This is a genomic window from Bacillus sp. ME78 (assembly GCF_903970865.1).
GTDB lineage: Bacteria > Bacillota > Bacilli > Bacillales > Bacillaceae_G > Bacillus_A > Bacillus_A cereus.
In genome coordinates this window covers 50,754-66,639 of record NZ_CAJCKK010000003.1, presented here as the reverse complement: position 1 = coordinate 66,639, position 15,886 = coordinate 50,754, and the positions used below count along the sequence as shown (strand labels likewise).

Genomic DNA, 15,886 nt, shown 5'->3' with positions numbered 1-15,886 from the left:
ATTTATTGGGCATGAGTAAAAAAAGAGTAGGATGTAATCCTACTCTTTTTTTACGTTAACTAGAATTTTAAAAGAAATCCTTCATCATTTTAGCATCTTTAATATTCACGATCACACTTTCTACCTTATCTTTCTTCTCATCTTTAGCAATTGTAATTTGTTCCTTATTATCAATCCAAACAAGAAATTCTTCTTTTGAGTCATCTTTATATGTAACGGTCATAGTAGAATGCGCAGATTGTTTCTTTTTTTGATCTAAAGTGATAGTTTTAGGTGTTCCATTTTGAACTGTCGAAACGATAGATTTTATCATTTCTTCATTGTCTGTTTGAGATTTGGAAGTAGTATTATTTGTTGTTTTGAGTATTTCAATGTCTGTAATATTAGCGGAATTTAATTGAAATGTATTTTGTGTATGTTCTTGCTTAGCCTGCGAAGTTTTATCTGTAGCCGAGGTGTTTGTACAGCCTATTAAAGTAAAAGATAGAGCGGCTAGAGCGCATATAGATATGATTTTTTTCATAGTATCCCTCCTCAAGTTTAATTATAACAATATTCTGTTAATTTAGGTGGTTATTGTAAGGAGAAGATGTTTTAAAGTGGTAAATGATGTTGTTCATTTTCTATTAAAATCAAAATTCACATAACTTTTTTCATATTTTATGTTTAACATTTTGAAAATGGGTGTACTACATATAATATAACAAATAATTCATTTTAAAGGAGGAAGTTAAAGATGGAAACGAAGTATAGTAAACCTTTTGTATATGAATTTATTACGGAGAAAGAGGTCATGAATGCGGCAAATGATCTAGTGAAGAAAGGAATAGAACAAAAAGATATTTATGTGTTAACACATGAGAAAGAGAGGACAGATAGAATTGCAGATAATGCAGACGTGAATACAATTGGGATAAAAGAGGAAGGACTTGGGACAAGCATTATTAACGTCTTTCAAAAAACAGGAGATCAGTTAAGAAATAAAATGCAAGAGTTAGGGCTTAATGAGGAAGAAGCGAACTTTTATGAAGAAAAGCTGGATGAAGGAAAAATCTTGTTATTCGTTAAGGATTTAGAAAGAGTCGGTGAATGGTTACAAGAAAGAAGATGCACGTATTCTATTTAATTTGTATCCTTTACATCTATAAATCTATTATGAAAAGGAGATGGGAAATATGAGTGAGAGCGGGCTAAAAGAACAAATTACAGGTAAAGTTGAAAAGAAAAAAGGACAAGTAAAAGAAGGGATTGGTGAAATTACTGAAGATAGAGAGTTGAAAAATGAAGGAAAGTGGGAGAAGACGAAGGGAACTATAAAAGAAAAAGTCGGAAAAGTGAAACAAAAGATAAGTGATGGGTTGGATAATAAAGAATAATACATGTTTATCAAGCTTTGGTTACATACCAAAGCTTGATAAATCAAATATAAAAACAATATAGGAGGTTTAATTGTGGGACTTATTATTACGTGTATTGTAGGTGGACTTATTGGTGCGTTAGCCGGAATGATTACGGGAAAAGACTTTCCTTTAGGTATAGTTGGTAATGTGATTGCTGGTTTAATTGGATCTTGGGTAGGTAGTGCATTATTTGGTCATTGGGGTCCTGAATGGGGAGGCATTTTTGTTCTTCCAGCGTTATTAGGTGCAATCGTCTTTATTTTAATCGTTACATTCTTCTCTAGAATGCTGCGGAAAGCGTAAGTATGATAATGAATGGTAATCTTAAGTTTATTATATATAACTATAAAGTGAATGAACTGATAAATATACATAAAAAAGCATCCAATTAAACTAATTTGGATGCTTTTTTAATGTAATCTACATAGGAATGAGCGGGGGATGAAGGCCCCCGTTCATTGAAATTACACTTTTTATTATGTATTAAACCATCGTTATTTTTTCACAATTATTTATTTTTACGACTTGCCTTGGCTCTATATGAGATAAGTTCTCGTTATTACCTATATCAACTACAATTGTATTCGTTAGTATGTTAATAATGGAACCAACTAATTTTGTAGCATGATCGTGTCGATAAGAAAATTGAACGAAATCTCCCTTTTTAAAGCTGTGCTCTTCCATAGATAGATCCCCCTAAAAATAATGTTTATACATTATACATACACAAATTTATAAGTTTTAAACATTTGATAGTATTTTTTAAGTGTTAAGCCGAGAAAGGTGTAGAAAATTTATTTATAATGAAAATAAAAAAATATGTTTAAACCTAATTTTTATGGGTAATTAAATAGTAAAAGTTTGAGATAAGGGGGCGGAAATGATGAATTTGGAAATAAATATTTTGCAAAATGATGTAGGTTATACGGTACAACTTAATGGTGAGATTGATGCGTATACGGCATCAGATTTAAAAAATAAGGTAATACCTATTACAAGCGAAAAAGAGGTTCATATCGTAGTAGATTTTCATAACGTAGATTATATGGATAGTACTGGTTTAGGTGTTTTTATAGCGCTATTAAAAGCAGTTAAGAAAAATGATGGAAAACTAGAGTTTATCGGTGTATCTAAAAGATTAAAAAGATTATTCGATATTACAGGGTTAACAGAAATATTAAATTTGAATTCCGATTTTGAAAAAGTAGAAAGAAGGTGACTAGGGATGATGGAGAGATTTGAAAAGATAGAAATGAAAATTCCTGCAAAGGCAGAATATGTGGCTATTATTCGTTTAACAATGGCTGGTGTTGCGAATCGAATGGGCTTTGCTTATGACGATATAGAAGATATGAAAATTGCTATTAGTGAGGCCTGTACAAACATTGTACAACATGCATACAAAGAAGACGTTGGAGAAATTACAATTGTCTTTGGGCTATATGAAGATCGATTAGAAATTATGGTTGCGGATAATGGGGTTAGCTTTGATTTTAATAACTTAAAAAGAAAAGTTGGTCCGTATGATATTAGTAAACCAGTAGAACATTTGCCGGAAAATGGTTTAGGTTTATATTTAATCAATACATTAATGGATGATATACAAATTATGCATGATGAGGGCATGACAGTTTTAATGACAAAATATATACAAAGAGAGCAGGTGGAGAATGATGGAAATCCAATCTCAACCTACAACTCTTACTAAAGAAGACGTTATTAAGCTAATTGCAGAATTCCAACAAAACCAATGTAATGAAGCGCAGGAAAGGTTAGTTGATCATTATAAAAATCTCGTATATTCCATTGCATATCGCTATTCAAAAGGCGGGCCGATGCATGAGGATATTATACAAGTAGGGATGTTAGGGCTCTTAGGTGCAATAAGAAGGTATGATTATTCGATAGGGAATGCTTTTGAGCCTTTTGCAATACCTACGATAGTAGGGGAAATAAAGAAGTATTTACGTGATAAAACTTGGGGCATTCACGTTCCAAGACGAATTAAAGATTTGGGCGGGAAAATTAAACTTGCGATAGAGGAGTTAACAGATCACCTGCAACGTTCACCGAAGATAATAGAAATTGCAAATCATTTAGGACTATCGGAAGAGGAAGTTCTAGAGATTATGGATGCGAAAAATAATTATCGAGTATCTTCCTTAGATGATGTAGTTGAAAATTCATCTGATGGAAGTTCGGTAGCGAGAATTGAATCTGTAGGTGAAGTAGAGCAAGGATATGAAGAGACAGAAAGGCGTCTCGTTTTAAAGGATATTTTTAACGTATTAAATGATACGGAAAAGAGTGTTATTCATTATATATTTGGAGAAAATTTAAATCAAAAAGATACAGGGGAACGGTTAGGTATTTCACAAATGCACGTTTCTCGTATTAAAAGACAAGCGATAAGTAAATTGAAGCAAGCCGCGTTTTTAGATACATAAAAATTTAAAATAATTATGTTTAAAACATGAGAAAAGGGGTACTTATTAAGTATAGGAGGAGATATGAAAATGTCACACGATGTGAAAAAACTAATCGAAGGATTGAATGAAGATTTAGCAGGAGAATACTCAGCAATTATTATGTATAACCATAATGCAGCTACAGTTTCTGGTATATATAGACAAGTGTTAAAACCTTTCTTTGAATCTGAAATTAGTGATGAACAAGGACATGCCCTATATTTAGCGGAGAAAATTAAGACGCTAGGTGGTACACCTACTACGATCCCTTTACCAGTGAAACAAGTAGAAGATGTTAGAGAAATGTTAGAATCCGCTAGACAATCAGAATATGAAACAATTAAGCGTTATGAAACGAGAAAAGAACAGGCAGCGAAATTAAATATGACAGAGTTAGTTGTAAAACTAGAAGATATGATTGCAGATGAAACTAATCATATGGAAGAATTAGATCGTCTTTTAAATGATAAAGCAATGGTTTTAAATTAAAAGTAGAAATTTATAGAGTGAAAGAACAAATTCCTATTTCTAGGGGTTTGTTCTTTTGTTGTATAAATATGTTTGAGTAAGAAATTTTCATTTTGTAACTGAGTATGTAATACTAGAAAAATAGAAAATGATAATAGATTTACATTTTAAATAAGAAAAGGGGAAATAACTTGTGTCCATTTTAATTGTCGATGATAATCCGGTTAACATCTTTGTAATTGAGAAGATTTTAAAACAAGCCGGATATCATGATCTTGTATCGCTCAATTCTGCACAAGAGCTCTTCGAATACATACAGTTTGGAAAAGATTCTTCCAGGCATAATGAAATTGATTTAATACTATTAGATATTATGATGCCTGAAATTGATGGACTTGAAGTTTGTAGGCGATTACAAAAAGAGGAGAAGTTTAAAGATATTCCTATTATTTTTGTTACAGCTTTAGAGGATGCAAATAAATTGGCCGAAGCTCTTGATATGGGGGCAATGGATTATATTACGAAACCTATAAATAAAGTTGAACTATTAGCACGTATGCGTGTAGCGTTACGCTTGAAATCAGAATTAAATTGGCATAAAGAACAAGAAGAAAATCTTCGGAATGAACTAGATTTAGCTACGCAAGTACAAAGAAACTTATTAAGTAGCCCATTAAGAGAAGATTATATAAAAATTGAAGCAAGTTACTTACCTTCATTTAAATTAGCTGGAGATATGTATTATTGGTATAAAATCGATGAAAACCGCTACGGTATTATATTATTAGACGTGATGGGACATGGTATATCTGCTTCATTAGTTTGTATGTTTATTTCGTCTGTATTACGTGAAACGATTAAATCTTTAATCGATCCAGAACTTGTCATTAAAGACTTAAATAAATATATGACTCTTTTACATAATGAGAATGACGATATTCCATATTATTTTACAGCGATATATTTAGTAGTAGATACAGAAAAGAGAACGATTGAATATGTAAACGCAGGGCATCCTTCTGGATACGTTTTAGTTGATGAAACAAATATGGTTGAACTAAATCGCGGGAGTTGTGCCGTAGGATTTTTTGATGAAATAAAAGTTAAAAAGACAGTTATACCTTTTGAGAAGAACGCTCAAATATTATTGTTTACAGATGGTGTTCTTGAAGCAATTGCAAATGATGAATTTGAGTCTGAAGAGAAATTACGTACTTTTACAGAAAGAAAATGGGGAGATTTAGAAGGCGAGATAGAAGGGTTTTACAAGGAAGAACAAAAGAAAGTGCAATCAGATGATATGTGTCTAATTATGATACAAACGAATGCGAAATAAAAAGCGTATGAAATCCAAACAGAGGATTTCATACGCTTTTTATCCCGCATTAACGGGCAGTAAGACTCCTACCAAAAAAATTAGTCTGAAGCAAAGAAGGTAGGTGGGAGATCAACTGCCCGTAAATGCCCGATTGGTTCAACTAATAATCAGTGGGGGATACCCCCACTGATTAAAGTTTCACTTTATTGTATTTTTTGATAAATTTGTTCACTAGGATTAAATTGGGTATAATGCGGCATTATATTTGAAAAACGAAGAGTTTCTTTATTTCCTAAACATAGAAATCCATTGTGACTTAAGCTTTCATAAAATAGTTGCTGCACTTGATTTTGAAGTTTACTTGTAAAGTAAATTAAAACGTTACGACAAAGTATAATATGAAACTCGTTAAAAGATTGATCGGTTACTAAATTATGCTGTGCAAAAATAATGTTTTGTAACAGTGAAGGATTAAAATAAGCAAAACGATTATCTGTTGAATAATAGTTAGAAAATGCTTGTGTACCGCCAGCTTGTAAATAGTTTTTCGTATAAGTTTGCATTTTATTTAACGGGAGGATAGCTTGTTTTGCTTTTTCTAACACATTTGTATTCATATCTGTTGCGTAAATAACCGACTTTTCACTTAATCCTTCTTCGTGAAGTAAGATGGACATCGATAATACTTCTTCACCAGTTGCGCATCCAGCATGCCAAATTCTAATTTCAGGTTGCTTTTTCAATTCAGGAATAACATGCTCTCTTAGCGCTTTAAAAAAGGCAGGGTTACGGAACATCTCAGTTACATTAATCGAGAAATCATTTAATAACTGTTCTAAAACCCCTTCCTCGTGAATTACTTTTTCAATTAATTTTGAAATGGTTGGGATATTAGAGAGCTGCATTCGATTACAAATCCTTCTATAAATAGATGTGCGAGCATATTGGCGAAAATCAAATCCTGATAGTTTAAATACCGCTTCCAATAGTAATTCAATTTCTAAGTTTGTGCGCTCATCCGTATCTACTGATGGATCAAAATTATAATACTTATTTTCCACTCCAACTAAACCTCACTTATTTTATTAACCATACACTCATTACCGAATAGAGTTGATGTAGGTTTAATGGTTTACTTATATAATCTGAAGCGCCAGCAGATAAACATTTTTCCTTATCATTTGGCATTGCTTTAGCAGTTAATGCGATAATAGGTATTTCATGTAACCCTAAGTTCATTCGGATATTTTCCATCGTTTCATAACCGTCCATATTAGGCATCATAATATCCATTAAAATAAGGTCAATATTTGTATTGCTTTTTAGTATTTCTAAACACTCTATGCCGTTTTGGGCAGTAATAATGTTGGCGTTTTGTTTTTTTAATGCATTTTGTAACGCAAATATATTTCGATGATCATCATCGACAATTAAAATGGTTTTCTCTTGGAAGACGTTATTTGTTTCGGTAGTAACGATAGTTTCTTCAACAACTTCAGCAGGAATAACATCTTCTATCGTTGCTGCGACTTCTAAATTGGGTAACTGTATATCATGTAATCCATTTGGAAGGTTAGGAATATATACCGTGAAAGTACTACCTTCTCCTACATTACTCTCTAACGTAATCCAACCACCTAACAATCTAGCAAACTCTTTACAAATAGATAAACCTAATCCTGTACCACCATACTTTCGAATCGTTGCTCCATCTGCCTGTTGAAAGGCTTCGAAAATAAGTTGATGCTGTTCTTTAGCGATACCAATACCAGTATCTTTTACTGAAATTGTAATCCAATCTTTACTTATAGACTGCATATCATGACTTAAATTACTTGTTTCTATCGAATCGAAATGTAAAGAAACGGATCCTTTTGCTGTAAATTTAAATGCATTGGATAATAAGTTTTTAATAATTTGCTCAATCCGTTTTGCATCTGTATAAAACAAATCAGGAATCGTATCACTGTCTTCAATAGTAAATTCGACATTTTTTTGTGCAGCTATATGTAAAAAGTTTTGATGCATATTGGCTGCCATGTCACTTATGTTCGTTGCTTCAAAAATGATGTCTAGTTTGCCTGCTTCTACTTTAGATAAATCTAGTATGTCATTAATTAAAGTAAGTAAGTCTTTCCCTGATGAATGAATGACAGTTGCTAGTTCAATTTCATCATCCGATAAATGATTATCATGATTTTCTCTTAACATTTCAGATAATAGTAAAATACTATTTAACGGTGTGCGTAATTCATGTGACATATTTGCTAGGAACTCAGATTTGTATTTTGAGCTGCGTAACAACTCGCTTGCTTTTTCTTCTAATTCTGATTTGGTAATTTGTAAGTCAGCTGTCTTTTGTTCAGCTTCTTCAGTTCTAGACTCTAATTGTTCATTCGTTGTTCGTAATTCTTCCGCTTGCATTTGTAGTTCTTCCGCTTGCGTTTGTAATTCTTCTGATTGAACTTGTAACTCTTCTGTCATTGCTTGTGATTCATGTAAAAGAGTTTGAATTCGCATACGTCCTATAATGCTATGGATTGTTAAACCTAGATTATCAATAGTTTGTTGAATTAAATCTTGATGTAAGTCTGAAATCTCAGTTACACTTACTAACTCCATTACTGCAATCACCTCATCCTCAAATAAGATAGGGATGACTAGTAGATTTTTAGGACGTATTTCTAATACTCCGCTAGTGACATAACGAAACTCTTCGGGTATATCCCTGAGAATAAAACTTTTCTTTTCTAAGGCAGACTGTCCAATGAAACCTTCACCCATTTTAATGGATTGTTTTCCAATATCAGCACCTTGATCGGCGAAAGAAGCTTTTTTCACATAGTAGACAGTTTCTTCATATTCTTCACGTACATAAAATGCACCGCAAGAAGTTTGCGTTTTTTGTATAATTCCACTAAGAATTTTTTTACCTAACATCTCAATAGAAGATACACCTTGATACATTAAAATTAATTCTGCAAGCTCAGTTTGTAACCACTCTCTTTTCGATATTTCGTCTAGTAAGTGGTTCGTTGTATGAGCAAGATCTTTTATTTCATCATGTGTATTTACATGAATTCTTTCCGTAATTTTTTCTTTAGAAGAAATTGATTTAATAGCTTGAATTACATTTTTAATCGTTTTTGTAATGGAATTCGAAATATAGAGTGAAACGATAATGGAAATAAAAGAAAGTAAGAACAATAAACTGTATAACCAAATCTCTAATTTATTATTTTCAATATCTAATTGTGCAGCTCTTTTTTTCGTTAGTTGCTCCTCAGTGCTCCGGAAGTTAGTTAGCTGCGACTGTAATGACTGAATTTGAGTCGTGTCAATTGTTTGTACATTATTACTATTATTATTTGTAATGAGTGGGTGAATCTCTTTATTAATCCAACTAGTAATGTTTTCGTTAATCTGTTTTAATTTTTCTTGCTGAGAGGGGTTATCCTCTAATAAAGAAAAAAGATCTTGATAATGTTTTTCGTAATCCTTTTCCGCAGAGTTAAGGGACTGCACGTAATTAGGGTTATTAGAAATGATAAACCCTTTCGCTTTATTTTCAATTGTTAGTAACTCTTTCTCCACTTGATTCGTTAAATTGAGAACTTTAAAATCATGATCAATAATAAAATTACGAGATTTTTGTAAGTTGGAAATCTCATTGTTTAACATAATGAAAGAAACAAGTAAGAACAAAATGATAACTAAGTAACCAGCCATAATTTTGTAGCGAATACTAAATTTTGCTTTCGAGTTCATTAAAAATTCCTACCTTCAAGGTTATTAAAACTTTTCTATTTTAAAGAATGAAAAACGTAATATATATTATATCAGTTTTCATAAGGCCAAACTAGAAATCCCCCTATTGTATTAGGGGGTTCTTTTTTTATAGAGGAAATCATTTTGAAATATAAAAACATATATGAAAGGTAGTAAACGAGGGAATAGAGGATAACAAACATTCTAAGAAGGGAAGAGTGTTCTTAAAGCTCTTTTTGCATCTATTCCTTCAAAAATAAATAATATAAGATCTTTCTTTTTTACAGTAAGGAAAAAGGATACTAGAGTGCTTAAGTTTTTAATAGAAGTAAGTGCTCCGTGTTTACCTATAAATACATTCGTTTGAAATGTTGTCATTAAAGCATAAAAATGATGAATCTGCGTTATTGTAGGTGTTTCATTATAAGAAATAGTAGTAGAGTGAATGGCGTTCATCGTAATATTCCTTTCCATATAGTAAGCATAACAATATAAACATACCCGTTTTAAAAAATGTTAAACATATAAATAAGAAAAAATATAATTATAGTTTTTTACGTTTAGAAAAGGTTAGGAAGGGTATACATATACTACAAAGAGATTGACTGAAGATGAATTGTAAGATGTCTATGTTTAGTAGATTAGTCTATCAAAATATACTTTTACTTTAAATAAAAAGGAGCCTGGTATACATGAATGAAATGATGATTAATATTACATTTGATTTAATTTACTTGTTAAGTAGTTCACTTGTAGTGCTTTTACTATTCGCTTTTTTCGTAAATGGTTATGTTAATAAGAAGATTAGTGTATACAGAAATGAAGAAAAATAAAGATACATTACATAAAACTTTAGGAGGTTAATAGTTATGAATGTAGATAGAAAAATAGTAGGTGTTTTTAGAACAATTGATGATGCGGCACTCGTTATTAATGAATTAAATGATAAAGGATATTCAGCAGATAACATTTCAGCTATTGCGAAAGATCAAAAGGAAATTGAACATCTAGAAGAAAAATCGGGTGAAAAAGTGAATAGCGAAACTGCACATAAAGCAGATATCTTTTCAGCGACAGGGCTTGTAGCTGGAGGGGTAGCAGGCGGGCTTGGTGGTTTATTAACAGGTCTTGGTGTACTTGCCGTTTCTGGAATGGGTCCAATCGTAGCAGCAGGACCGATCGCAGCAGCTATTGGAGGAGCCGGTATTGGCGGTGGAGCTGGAAGTTTAATAGGGGCATTTATCGGCTTAGGAATCCCTGAAGACCATGCTAAGAAATATGAAGAGTATATTTACGATGGAAATATATTAATTTTAGTAGATGCAAAATTAGATGATAAGTTAGAAATCTATAAAATATTTGATAAGCATAATGCCTATAACTCTGATTTCTTTAAATAAAATATAAACAAAGTGAATATCGTTTTTTGATCTTACAACTTTGGCGCGGCCGAGGAGTCGTATGACTATAAGAGAGGAAGGGCTTATAGTAAAAGATCAAGTTCTATCATGTTATTTAAAAGGGAAGAGGTGCCTTTTCGTGATTGTAAAAATATTAAAGGATAGCAGTAATAGTTTCCTTTGTACAGTTCAAAACAAAAATGGAGACCAGTATGTGAAAAAATGGTTTAGTAAACATGAAAATAACAAAGAATTAGGGCGACCAACTTTTAAAGAAGTAGAAAAGGATTGGAAAGAAAATAGAGAATCGTTTATGTATCCCAATATTAAAGCACTTTATTAAAATTAAACATAATGCGCGCTTTATTATTACAAAACTGTCACATTCCTGTAAGGTAATTCAATGGATTAGATACTTTTTCCATGTCATAATAAAGACATAAGAAAGCTTATCAAAACTACAACTTATTAGGAGAGTGTCAGTCATGATTGTAACAACAACGTCTGGAATTCAAGGTAAAGAAATTATTGAGTATATCGATATTGTAAATGGTGAAGCTATTATGGGTGCAAATATTGTCCGCGATTTATTCGCTTCAGTTCGTGATGTTGTCGGTGGTCGTGCTGGTTCTTATGAAAGCAAGCTAAAAGAAGCTCGTGATATCGCAATGGATGAAATGAAAGAACTCGCAAAACAAAAAGGTGCGAACGCTATCGTAGGTATTGACGTAGACTACGAAGTTGTTCGTGATGGAATGTTAATGGTTGCTGTAAGTGGTACAGCTGTACGTATATAAGTAAATAAAAAACAGGCTCACCCCTTGAAGTTTATGCTTTGAGGGGGTTTTTTGTTTTTAAGTTGTAGAAGTAAACTCCAGTTGCAAGGGTAAAATGAAAAAGAGATAGTGATGCTACATATATGTAGTGTGAGTGCAAACTTTATAATAAATAATAAAGTTGTTATTTGAGATGATGGAAGAATTAGTGGTATAAATAACTTTATAGATAATAATCAAAATAGAGAAGACAGAATGTTCATGGATGGAATGGTTAAGGGAATTTTCCAATCTGTAATAAAAAACGGAGGTACTGAGAACGTTTTACAGATGTCTACTACATAAAATTTATAATGGATTGGGGGCAATTTTTATGTTTTGGTTAGGATGTTTTTTAGGATACATTGTAGGTTCTATTATTACATGTGCGCTACTTTACTTTGGATATAGATCCAATGAAAATAAAAAAGCGGATATGCAAAAAGGGGAGGAGAGAAAAATCAATAAAAGAGGTGTATAGTAGGCGAAAGGTAAGGTGATAACATTGATGCAAAAATAAAGGACAGTTACATATTTCATATGATTACTATGTACTGTCCCGCTTATTCCTTTTGGATTAGGAAAAATTGTTTCCTGTCTTGCTGTAAAATTCATAGGCGAAATATCCAAATAAATAGCCTATTCCAGCTCCTAAACTAACTGAAAGCAGGGCGAAGTTCGGGAAAAATATACCGAAAATCAAACCGATCATACAGCCAACAAGCATTCCTATAGGTATTAAACTGTCTAATAACAGTTGAGCCTCTTTTGATTTTTTCTTACCCAATTTGCCATGTTTATATTTATGTTCCAATCTTTTTATTACAAATACTACAATTCCACCAACTATTACAACAGGCGCGATTGCCGTGATTAGCCACATGTGAAAATCTCCTTTCACCTTTTAATAGGATTATACCAGATACTTACAATTAGGTGTTCCTAAACGTACTATCTAGTCTATTTAAATGGCCAATCAAAAAGACTCCTTCAATTGTAGTCAATAACCCGTCAAAAAAACTTTCCCTTTCGTTTTCTCCGCAGATTGCACAACATCAACCGCCGTTTTCACATCCGCTAAGTCATATGTAGAATGTACTTTCATAAAACGTAATTGCTTATTTTCTACTAAGCGAATTAAATGACGAAACGTCTCTTGCCATTTATATGGTGACACTTCTTTATTCCAATGTCGTAAATGAAATATGTTCGCGTGCACTTTTGCTTTCGTGACAATCTCTGCCCAGTTAACTTGTACACCTGATAGAAGCCCGATCGTTAAAAAGTGCCCGTTTGGATGTACTGAGAAAGCTAATTCATTTCCATCCGGTCCCCCGATAGAATCAATTGCAGCATCCGCGCCGAGCCCGTTCGTTAATTCCATAACGGTTTCATAAAGCGGGGTAGTGGAAGTATCGATTACATATGCAGCACCTAGGCGCAGTAACTCCTCTGTATGCTTATTATTTCTTGTCACGGCAATGAGTCGGAAGTTTAAAATTTGTGATAACTGCGCAAAAAGATGACCAATTGCGGATCCACAAGCATTCACTAATAAAACATCATTACGTTGTAAGTTTAGCGTTTCTGTACATGTAACCCACGCCGTAAGAGGATTAATATACATTTGTGCCGCTGTGAAATCATCGATGGAATCAGGAATAGGAACTACAAAGTCAGCTGACGTCTTCACATATTCTTGCCAAGTACCTTCCCCGCGTAACGGTAACACACGTTTACCGATAAGCTCTCTAGAAACAAAAGCTCCTACATCTTCTACAATACCAACACCTTCATAACCAGGTATGTTAGGTAACGGAATTCTATGAGCGTACGCTCCGGTTATTGGAATTAAGTCAGATGGATTAATCGGTCTAACTAGCATACGGACGAAAACTTCATTATCTTTCAGTGGTTCTATATTTTTATATTCAACTTGTAATACGTCTTTTGGATTGCCAAACTTATGAAATTGAATGTGTTTTCCACGCAAGATAGATGTTCCCCCTTAGTTTGATTGAGTTTATTATAGCATTTTTGGTTTGGTTGGTTATTTTGTTAATGATAAATAGGGTTTGTACAATGGTAAGTAAAATAGATTTTAATTTACGTATTTATCAGAATTTTATAAAATGTGTATATAACTATGAAATGGGGGGGATTTCTTCATGTGTACTAGTTTGACGTTACAAACTAAAAATTTCCAACATCTTTTTGCGAGAACAATGGATTTCACATTAGATATGAATCAGGAAGTAATAATCATTCCTCGGCGTTATCAGTGGAACAATATAACTGGTGAAACAATCCGAACGAAAAAGGCTGTTGTCGGAATGGGAATTAATTTTGGAGGAAGGGTCATGATGGCAGACGGAGTAAATGAAGCTGGTATGACATGTGCAACTCTCTATTTCCCAGGATTCGCTACTTATAGTAGTCATGTAGATAGCAATAAAACGAATGTAGCACCATTTGATTTTGTGACTTGGAGCCTCACGCAGTTCAATTCTGTTGAAGAATTAAGAAAATCTATTGATAGCATTGCCTTTATAGATGTGCCATTACCAATTTTAGGGGTTACTCCACCGCTACATTGGATTTTAGCAGATAAATCGGGAGAATGTATTGTACTTGAGCCGACAGCTGATGGAATAAAAGTGTATGACAATCCAATAGGAGTGATGACTAATAGTCCGGAGTTTAGTTGGCATTTACAAAATTTAAGACAATATATTGGTCTTAAATCGCAGCCATTTGCGCCAACTGAGTGGGGAGATGTACCATTAAGTGCTTTTGGCCAAGGTTCAGGAACGATGGGACTTCCTGGAGATTTCACCCCGCCATCAAGATTTGTACGGGCAGCATATGGCAAACAAAACATTCAAAGTATAGAGAACGAAGAAGAGGGGATATCGGCTATTTTTCATATCTTATCAAATTGTGAGGTTCCTAAGGGGGCAGTAATAACAGAAGACGGTATATTAGATAATACGATCTATACAAGTGCAATGTGTATGGAGTCTGGAACATATTATTACCATACTTACGATTGTAGACAAATTATAGCCATTCATTTATTCAATGAAGATTTAGATACAGCTGAGATTAAAACGTATCCGTTCCAGCGGAAGCAAAAAATCTTTTATGAAAACTGATAAAAACACCTCCATTGAATTTGCATACTTAGTATGCGAATTCGGGAGGTGTTTTTCTATTAAGCCGAAGCTTTCTTCATTCTCTCAAGTAAACTAGATAACACATGCGTACGATACGATTCTAGTTTTTTACCTTCATAAGTACGGATACCTAATTTTTTAAGTTCTTTTACATACCAACCTTTGCTTCCGAAATACATGTGATCGCTCCCCTTCAACTTTGTTTTTATTTGTTCTGATTGCATATGGAGGTACAGGTAATATAATGAAGGAAATGAATTTCGCGCGAAAATGGTTAACTTTGTTGCAAAAGACATATATACTAAAGATAGTATACAACGAGGTGGACAAGACGTGATTATAGAGAAGCACGAAATTCAAATTGACCAAATTACTAGCGGTAAAGTGAATATCTTTACTTTCTATAGAAATAGAAAGCAAATTGATGATCATTTTTTACGATTGCAAGAACCATCACTTACAGCAAACTACTTCTTCCATTTTCATTTTGATGCAGAGAGCTTGCATCTACTGCAGGAAGAGTTTCCAGGCGTATATCCGTACGACGGTAGTGAAACGATTCACGACTGGACGGAAAAGATGAAAGCTGAATTGCAACATCAGATCCAAACAGGTAAATGGAATAAACGCGTACGTATTGGTAATCGCATTCTAGATGTGGTGTTTACGTGGTGTGACGAAGATATAGTAGAGTGAAAAAGAAGCGGATGACGCTTCTTTTTTTTAGCGCTGGAATAAAACGAGCTTACCTGCAGTAGATGTACAGCGATGTGTTTTTTCATACAATCCTTTTTCTTGTAAAATAGATTCACCTTTTGCTTTCGCTTCTTTTTCAGTTGCCGCCTCGAATGATTCGTCTAATGCTTTTGAACCATCTTTTTCAAAGACTGTTAGAACGTATACTCCCATGAAAATTCCCTCCAATAATTAAAATCAGAATCTTATAATTATTTTGACATAAAACGCTACAATATGCAAAGAAATATATGACATTGCGTGGTAAAATAGAATGAAACTTTAATCATCGAGAATATTTTCATTCTCGATGATTATTAGTTTTCAGCGATGTTAAT

The 15,886-nt window shown here is 33.1% G+C and carries 24 protein-coding genes; 15 read left to right on the top strand and 9 right to left on the bottom strand.

The window, feature by feature from the left end; all coding sequences use genetic code 11:
- Nucleotides 1-67 precede the first annotated feature (67 nt).
- Nucleotides 68-523, bottom strand: coding sequence for a hypothetical protein (locus tag H6481_RS05860; RefSeq protein WP_182811164.1), 456 nt, complete (start codon nucleotides 521-523; stop codon nucleotides 68-70).
- Nucleotides 524-736: 213 nt separating this feature from the next.
- Between H6481_RS05860 and H6481_RS05855 the strand changes: the two genes are divergently transcribed.
- The 3 genes from H6481_RS05855 to H6481_RS05845 all read left to right on the top strand — a co-directional run bounded on the left by H6481_RS05855 (nucleotide 737) and on the right by H6481_RS05845 (nucleotide 1,703).
- Entirely contained in the window at nucleotides 737-1,126 is a 390-nt protein-coding gene (locus H6481_RS05855; protein ID WP_000448819.1) for a general stress protein, read from the top strand.
- Between the two features lie 49 nt (nucleotides 1,127-1,175).
- Entirely contained in the window at nucleotides 1,176-1,376 is a 201-nt protein-coding gene (locus H6481_RS05850) for a CsbD family protein (RefSeq protein ID WP_029442042.1), read from the top strand.
- 75 nt (nucleotides 1,377-1,451) lie between these two features.
- A complete protein-coding gene (locus H6481_RS05845; protein WP_000522903.1) occupies nucleotides 1,452-1,703 on the top strand; it encodes a GlsB/YeaQ/YmgE family stress response membrane protein in 252 nt (83 codons plus the stop codon).
- A gap of 180 nt (nucleotides 1,704-1,883) precedes the next feature.
- Here H6481_RS05845 and H6481_RS05840 read toward each other — a convergent pair whose 3' ends face one another.
- Nucleotides 1,884-2,084, bottom strand: coding sequence for a methyltransferase (locus H6481_RS05840; RefSeq protein ID WP_182811162.1), 201 nt, complete (start codon nucleotides 2,082-2,084; stop codon nucleotides 1,884-1,886).
- A 196-nt stretch (nucleotides 2,085-2,280) separates the two neighbouring features.
- Between H6481_RS05840 and H6481_RS05835 the strand changes: the two genes are divergently transcribed.
- The 5 genes from H6481_RS05835 (at nucleotide 2,281) to H6481_RS05815 (ending at nucleotide 5,672) form a co-directional block, all read left to right on the top strand.
- A complete protein-coding gene (locus H6481_RS05835; protein ID WP_071731864.1) occupies nucleotides 2,281-2,619 on the top strand; it encodes an STAS domain-containing protein in 339 nt (112 codons plus the stop codon).
- Nucleotides 2,620-2,625: 6 nt separating this feature from the next.
- Nucleotides 2,626-3,108, top strand: a complete 483-nt coding sequence (rsbW, locus tag H6481_RS05830) for an anti-sigma B factor RsbW (protein ID WP_003269702.1) — start codon at nucleotides 2,626-2,628, stop codon at nucleotides 3,106-3,108.
- Entirely contained in the window at nucleotides 3,071-3,847 is a 777-nt protein-coding gene (gene sigB, locus H6481_RS05825) for an RNA polymerase sigma factor SigB (RefSeq protein ID WP_015055091.1), read from the top strand. Before rsbW ends, sigB begins: the two co-directional genes overlap by 38 nt.
- A gap of 69 nt (nucleotides 3,848-3,916) precedes the next feature.
- On the top strand, nucleotides 3,917-4,357 hold the full coding sequence (locus H6481_RS05820; RefSeq protein WP_182811284.1) for a ferritin-like domain-containing protein: 441 nt from the start codon (nucleotides 3,917-3,919) through the stop codon (nucleotides 4,355-4,357).
- 172 nt (nucleotides 4,358-4,529) lie between these two features.
- Nucleotides 4,530-5,672: a fused response regulator/phosphatase gene (locus H6481_RS05815; RefSeq protein ID WP_071731866.1), complete on the top strand. Its 1,143-nt coding sequence runs from the start codon at nucleotides 4,530-4,532 to the stop codon at nucleotides 5,670-5,672.
- A 185-nt stretch (nucleotides 5,673-5,857) separates the two neighbouring features.
- On the opposite strand, the gene H6481_RS05810 is transcribed toward H6481_RS05815, so the two are convergent.
- The 3 genes from H6481_RS05810 to H6481_RS05800 all read right to left on the bottom strand — a co-directional run bounded on the left by H6481_RS05810 (nucleotide 5,858) and on the right by H6481_RS05800 (nucleotide 9,878).
- Nucleotides 5,858-6,715, bottom strand: coding sequence for a protein-glutamate O-methyltransferase CheR (locus H6481_RS05810; protein ID WP_000429043.1), 858 nt, complete (start codon nucleotides 6,713-6,715; stop codon nucleotides 5,858-5,860).
- A 16-nt stretch (nucleotides 6,716-6,731) separates the two neighbouring features.
- Nucleotides 6,732-9,422 (bottom strand): ATP-binding protein, encoded by a 2,691-nt coding sequence (locus H6481_RS05805; protein WP_071731867.1) that lies wholly within the window; start codon nucleotides 9,420-9,422, stop codon nucleotides 6,732-6,734.
- A gap of 204 nt (nucleotides 9,423-9,626) precedes the next feature.
- Complete coding sequence (locus H6481_RS05800) at nucleotides 9,627-9,878, bottom strand: hypothetical protein (RefSeq protein ID WP_053565099.1); 252 nt, start codon at nucleotides 9,876-9,878, stop codon at nucleotides 9,627-9,629.
- 236 nt (nucleotides 9,879-10,114) lie between these two features.
- Here H6481_RS05800 and H6481_RS05795 point away from each other — a divergent pair, with 236 nt between their 5' ends.
- The 5 genes from H6481_RS05795 (at nucleotide 10,115) to H6481_RS05775 (ending at nucleotide 12,118) form a co-directional block, all read left to right on the top strand.
- Complete coding sequence (locus H6481_RS05795) at nucleotides 10,115-10,255, top strand: hypothetical protein (protein ID WP_001004571.1); 141 nt, start codon at nucleotides 10,115-10,117, stop codon at nucleotides 10,253-10,255.
- A gap of 36 nt (nucleotides 10,256-10,291) precedes the next feature.
- Entirely contained in the window at nucleotides 10,292-10,822 is a 531-nt protein-coding gene (locus tag H6481_RS05790; RefSeq protein WP_065228404.1) for a general stress protein, read from the top strand.
- A gap of 139 nt (nucleotides 10,823-10,961) precedes the next feature.
- On the top strand, nucleotides 10,962-11,165 hold the full coding sequence (locus H6481_RS05785; protein ID WP_000635853.1) for a DUF4028 family protein: 204 nt from the start codon (nucleotides 10,962-10,964) through the stop codon (nucleotides 11,163-11,165).
- Between the two features lie 142 nt (nucleotides 11,166-11,307).
- Entirely contained in the window at nucleotides 11,308-11,619 is a 312-nt protein-coding gene (locus H6481_RS05780; RefSeq protein WP_000637510.1) for a heavy metal-binding domain-containing protein, read from the top strand.
- 352 nt (nucleotides 11,620-11,971) lie between these two features.
- Nucleotides 11,972-12,118 (top strand): hypothetical protein, encoded by a 147-nt coding sequence (locus tag H6481_RS05775; protein ID WP_000498628.1) that lies wholly within the window; start codon nucleotides 11,972-11,974, stop codon nucleotides 12,116-12,118.
- A 96-nt stretch (nucleotides 12,119-12,214) separates the two neighbouring features.
- Here H6481_RS05775 and H6481_RS05770 read toward each other — a convergent pair whose 3' ends face one another.
- Nucleotides 12,215-12,520 (bottom strand): hypothetical protein, encoded by a 306-nt coding sequence (locus H6481_RS05770; protein ID WP_182811160.1) that lies wholly within the window; start codon nucleotides 12,518-12,520, stop codon nucleotides 12,215-12,217.
- Nucleotides 12,521-12,637: 117 nt separating this feature from the next.
- Nucleotides 12,638-13,630, bottom strand: a complete 993-nt coding sequence (locus H6481_RS05765) for a zinc-dependent alcohol dehydrogenase family protein (protein ID WP_142245151.1) — start codon at nucleotides 13,628-13,630, stop codon at nucleotides 12,638-12,640.
- A 175-nt stretch (nucleotides 13,631-13,805) separates the two neighbouring features.
- On the opposite strand from H6481_RS05765, the gene bsh reads away from it, so the two are divergent.
- Nucleotides 13,806-14,792 carry a choloylglycine hydrolase gene (gene bsh / locus H6481_RS05760; RefSeq protein ID WP_182811158.1) on the top strand — a complete coding sequence of 329 codons (987 nt, stop codon included), beginning with the start codon at nucleotides 13,806-13,808 and terminating at the stop codon, nucleotides 14,790-14,792.
- A 59-nt stretch (nucleotides 14,793-14,851) separates the two neighbouring features.
- Here bsh and H6481_RS05755 read toward each other — a convergent pair whose 3' ends face one another.
- A complete protein-coding gene (locus H6481_RS05755; RefSeq protein WP_000273536.1) occupies nucleotides 14,852-14,992 on the bottom strand; it encodes a YflJ family protein in 141 nt (46 codons plus the stop codon).
- 154 nt (nucleotides 14,993-15,146) lie between these two features.
- Between H6481_RS05755 and H6481_RS05750 the strand changes: the two genes are divergently transcribed.
- Complete coding sequence (locus H6481_RS05750) at nucleotides 15,147-15,509, top strand: hypothetical protein (protein ID WP_000582776.1); 363 nt, start codon at nucleotides 15,147-15,149, stop codon at nucleotides 15,507-15,509.
- A 27-nt stretch (nucleotides 15,510-15,536) separates the two neighbouring features.
- Here the strand turns inward: H6481_RS05750 and H6481_RS05745 are convergent, their stop codons facing one another.
- On the bottom strand, nucleotides 15,537-15,722 hold the full coding sequence (locus tag H6481_RS05745; protein WP_000539552.1) for a YhzD family protein: 186 nt from the start codon (nucleotides 15,720-15,722) through the stop codon (nucleotides 15,537-15,539).
- Nucleotides 15,723-15,886: the final 164 nt, after the last annotated feature.

Coding starts and splice junctions, on each gene's coding strand:
- rsbW (WP_003269702.1), top strand. CDS start 2,626: ATGATGGAGAGATTTGAAAAGATAGAAATGAAAATTCCTGCAAAGGCA.
- H6481_RS05790 (WP_065228404.1), top strand. CDS start 10,292: ATGAATGTAGATAGAAAAATAGTAGGTGTTTTTAGAACAATTGATGAT.
- H6481_RS05805 (WP_071731867.1), bottom strand. CDS start 9,422: ATGAACTCGAAAGCAAAATTTAGTATTCGCTACAAAATTATGGCTGGT.
- H6481_RS05850 (WP_029442042.1), top strand. CDS start 1,176: ATGAGTGAGAGCGGGCTAAAAGAACAAATTACAGGTAAAGTTGAAAAG.
- H6481_RS05780 (WP_000637510.1), top strand. CDS start 11,308: ATGATTGTAACAACAACGTCTGGAATTCAAGGTAAAGAAATTATTGAG.
- H6481_RS05795 (WP_001004571.1), top strand. CDS start 10,115: ATGAATGAAATGATGATTAATATTACATTTGATTTAATTTACTTGTTA.
- H6481_RS05755 (WP_000273536.1), bottom strand. CDS start 14,992: ATGTATTTCGGAAGCAAAGGTTGGTATGTAAAAGAACTTAAAAAATTA.
- H6481_RS05775 (WP_000498628.1), top strand. CDS start 11,972: ATGTTTTGGTTAGGATGTTTTTTAGGATACATTGTAGGTTCTATTATT.
- H6481_RS05840 (WP_182811162.1), bottom strand. CDS start 2,084: ATGGAAGAGCACAGCTTTAAAAAGGGAGATTTCGTTCAATTTTCTTAT.
- H6481_RS05820 (WP_182811284.1), top strand. CDS start 3,917: ATGTCACACGATGTGAAAAAACTAATCGAAGGATTGAATGAAGATTTA.
- H6481_RS05745 (WP_000539552.1), bottom strand. CDS start 15,722: ATGGGAGTATACGTTCTAACAGTCTTTGAAAAAGATGGTTCAAAAGCA.
- sigB (WP_015055091.1), top strand. CDS start 3,071: ATGATGGAAATCCAATCTCAACCTACAACTCTTACTAAAGAAGACGTT.
- H6481_RS05855 (WP_000448819.1), top strand. CDS start 737: ATGGAAACGAAGTATAGTAAACCTTTTGTATATGAATTTATTACGGAG.
- H6481_RS05800 (WP_053565099.1), bottom strand. CDS start 9,878: ATGAACGCCATTCACTCTACTACTATTTCTTATAATGAAACACCTACA.
- H6481_RS05860 (WP_182811164.1), bottom strand. CDS start 523: ATGAAAAAAATCATATCTATATGCGCTCTAGCCGCTCTATCTTTTACT.
- H6481_RS05770 (WP_182811160.1), bottom strand. CDS start 12,520: ATGTGGCTAATCACGGCAATCGCGCCTGTTGTAATAGTTGGTGGAATT.
- bsh (WP_182811158.1), top strand. CDS start 13,806: ATGTGTACTAGTTTGACGTTACAAACTAAAAATTTCCAACATCTTTTT.
- H6481_RS05835 (WP_071731864.1), top strand. CDS start 2,281: ATGATGAATTTGGAAATAAATATTTTGCAAAATGATGTAGGTTATACG.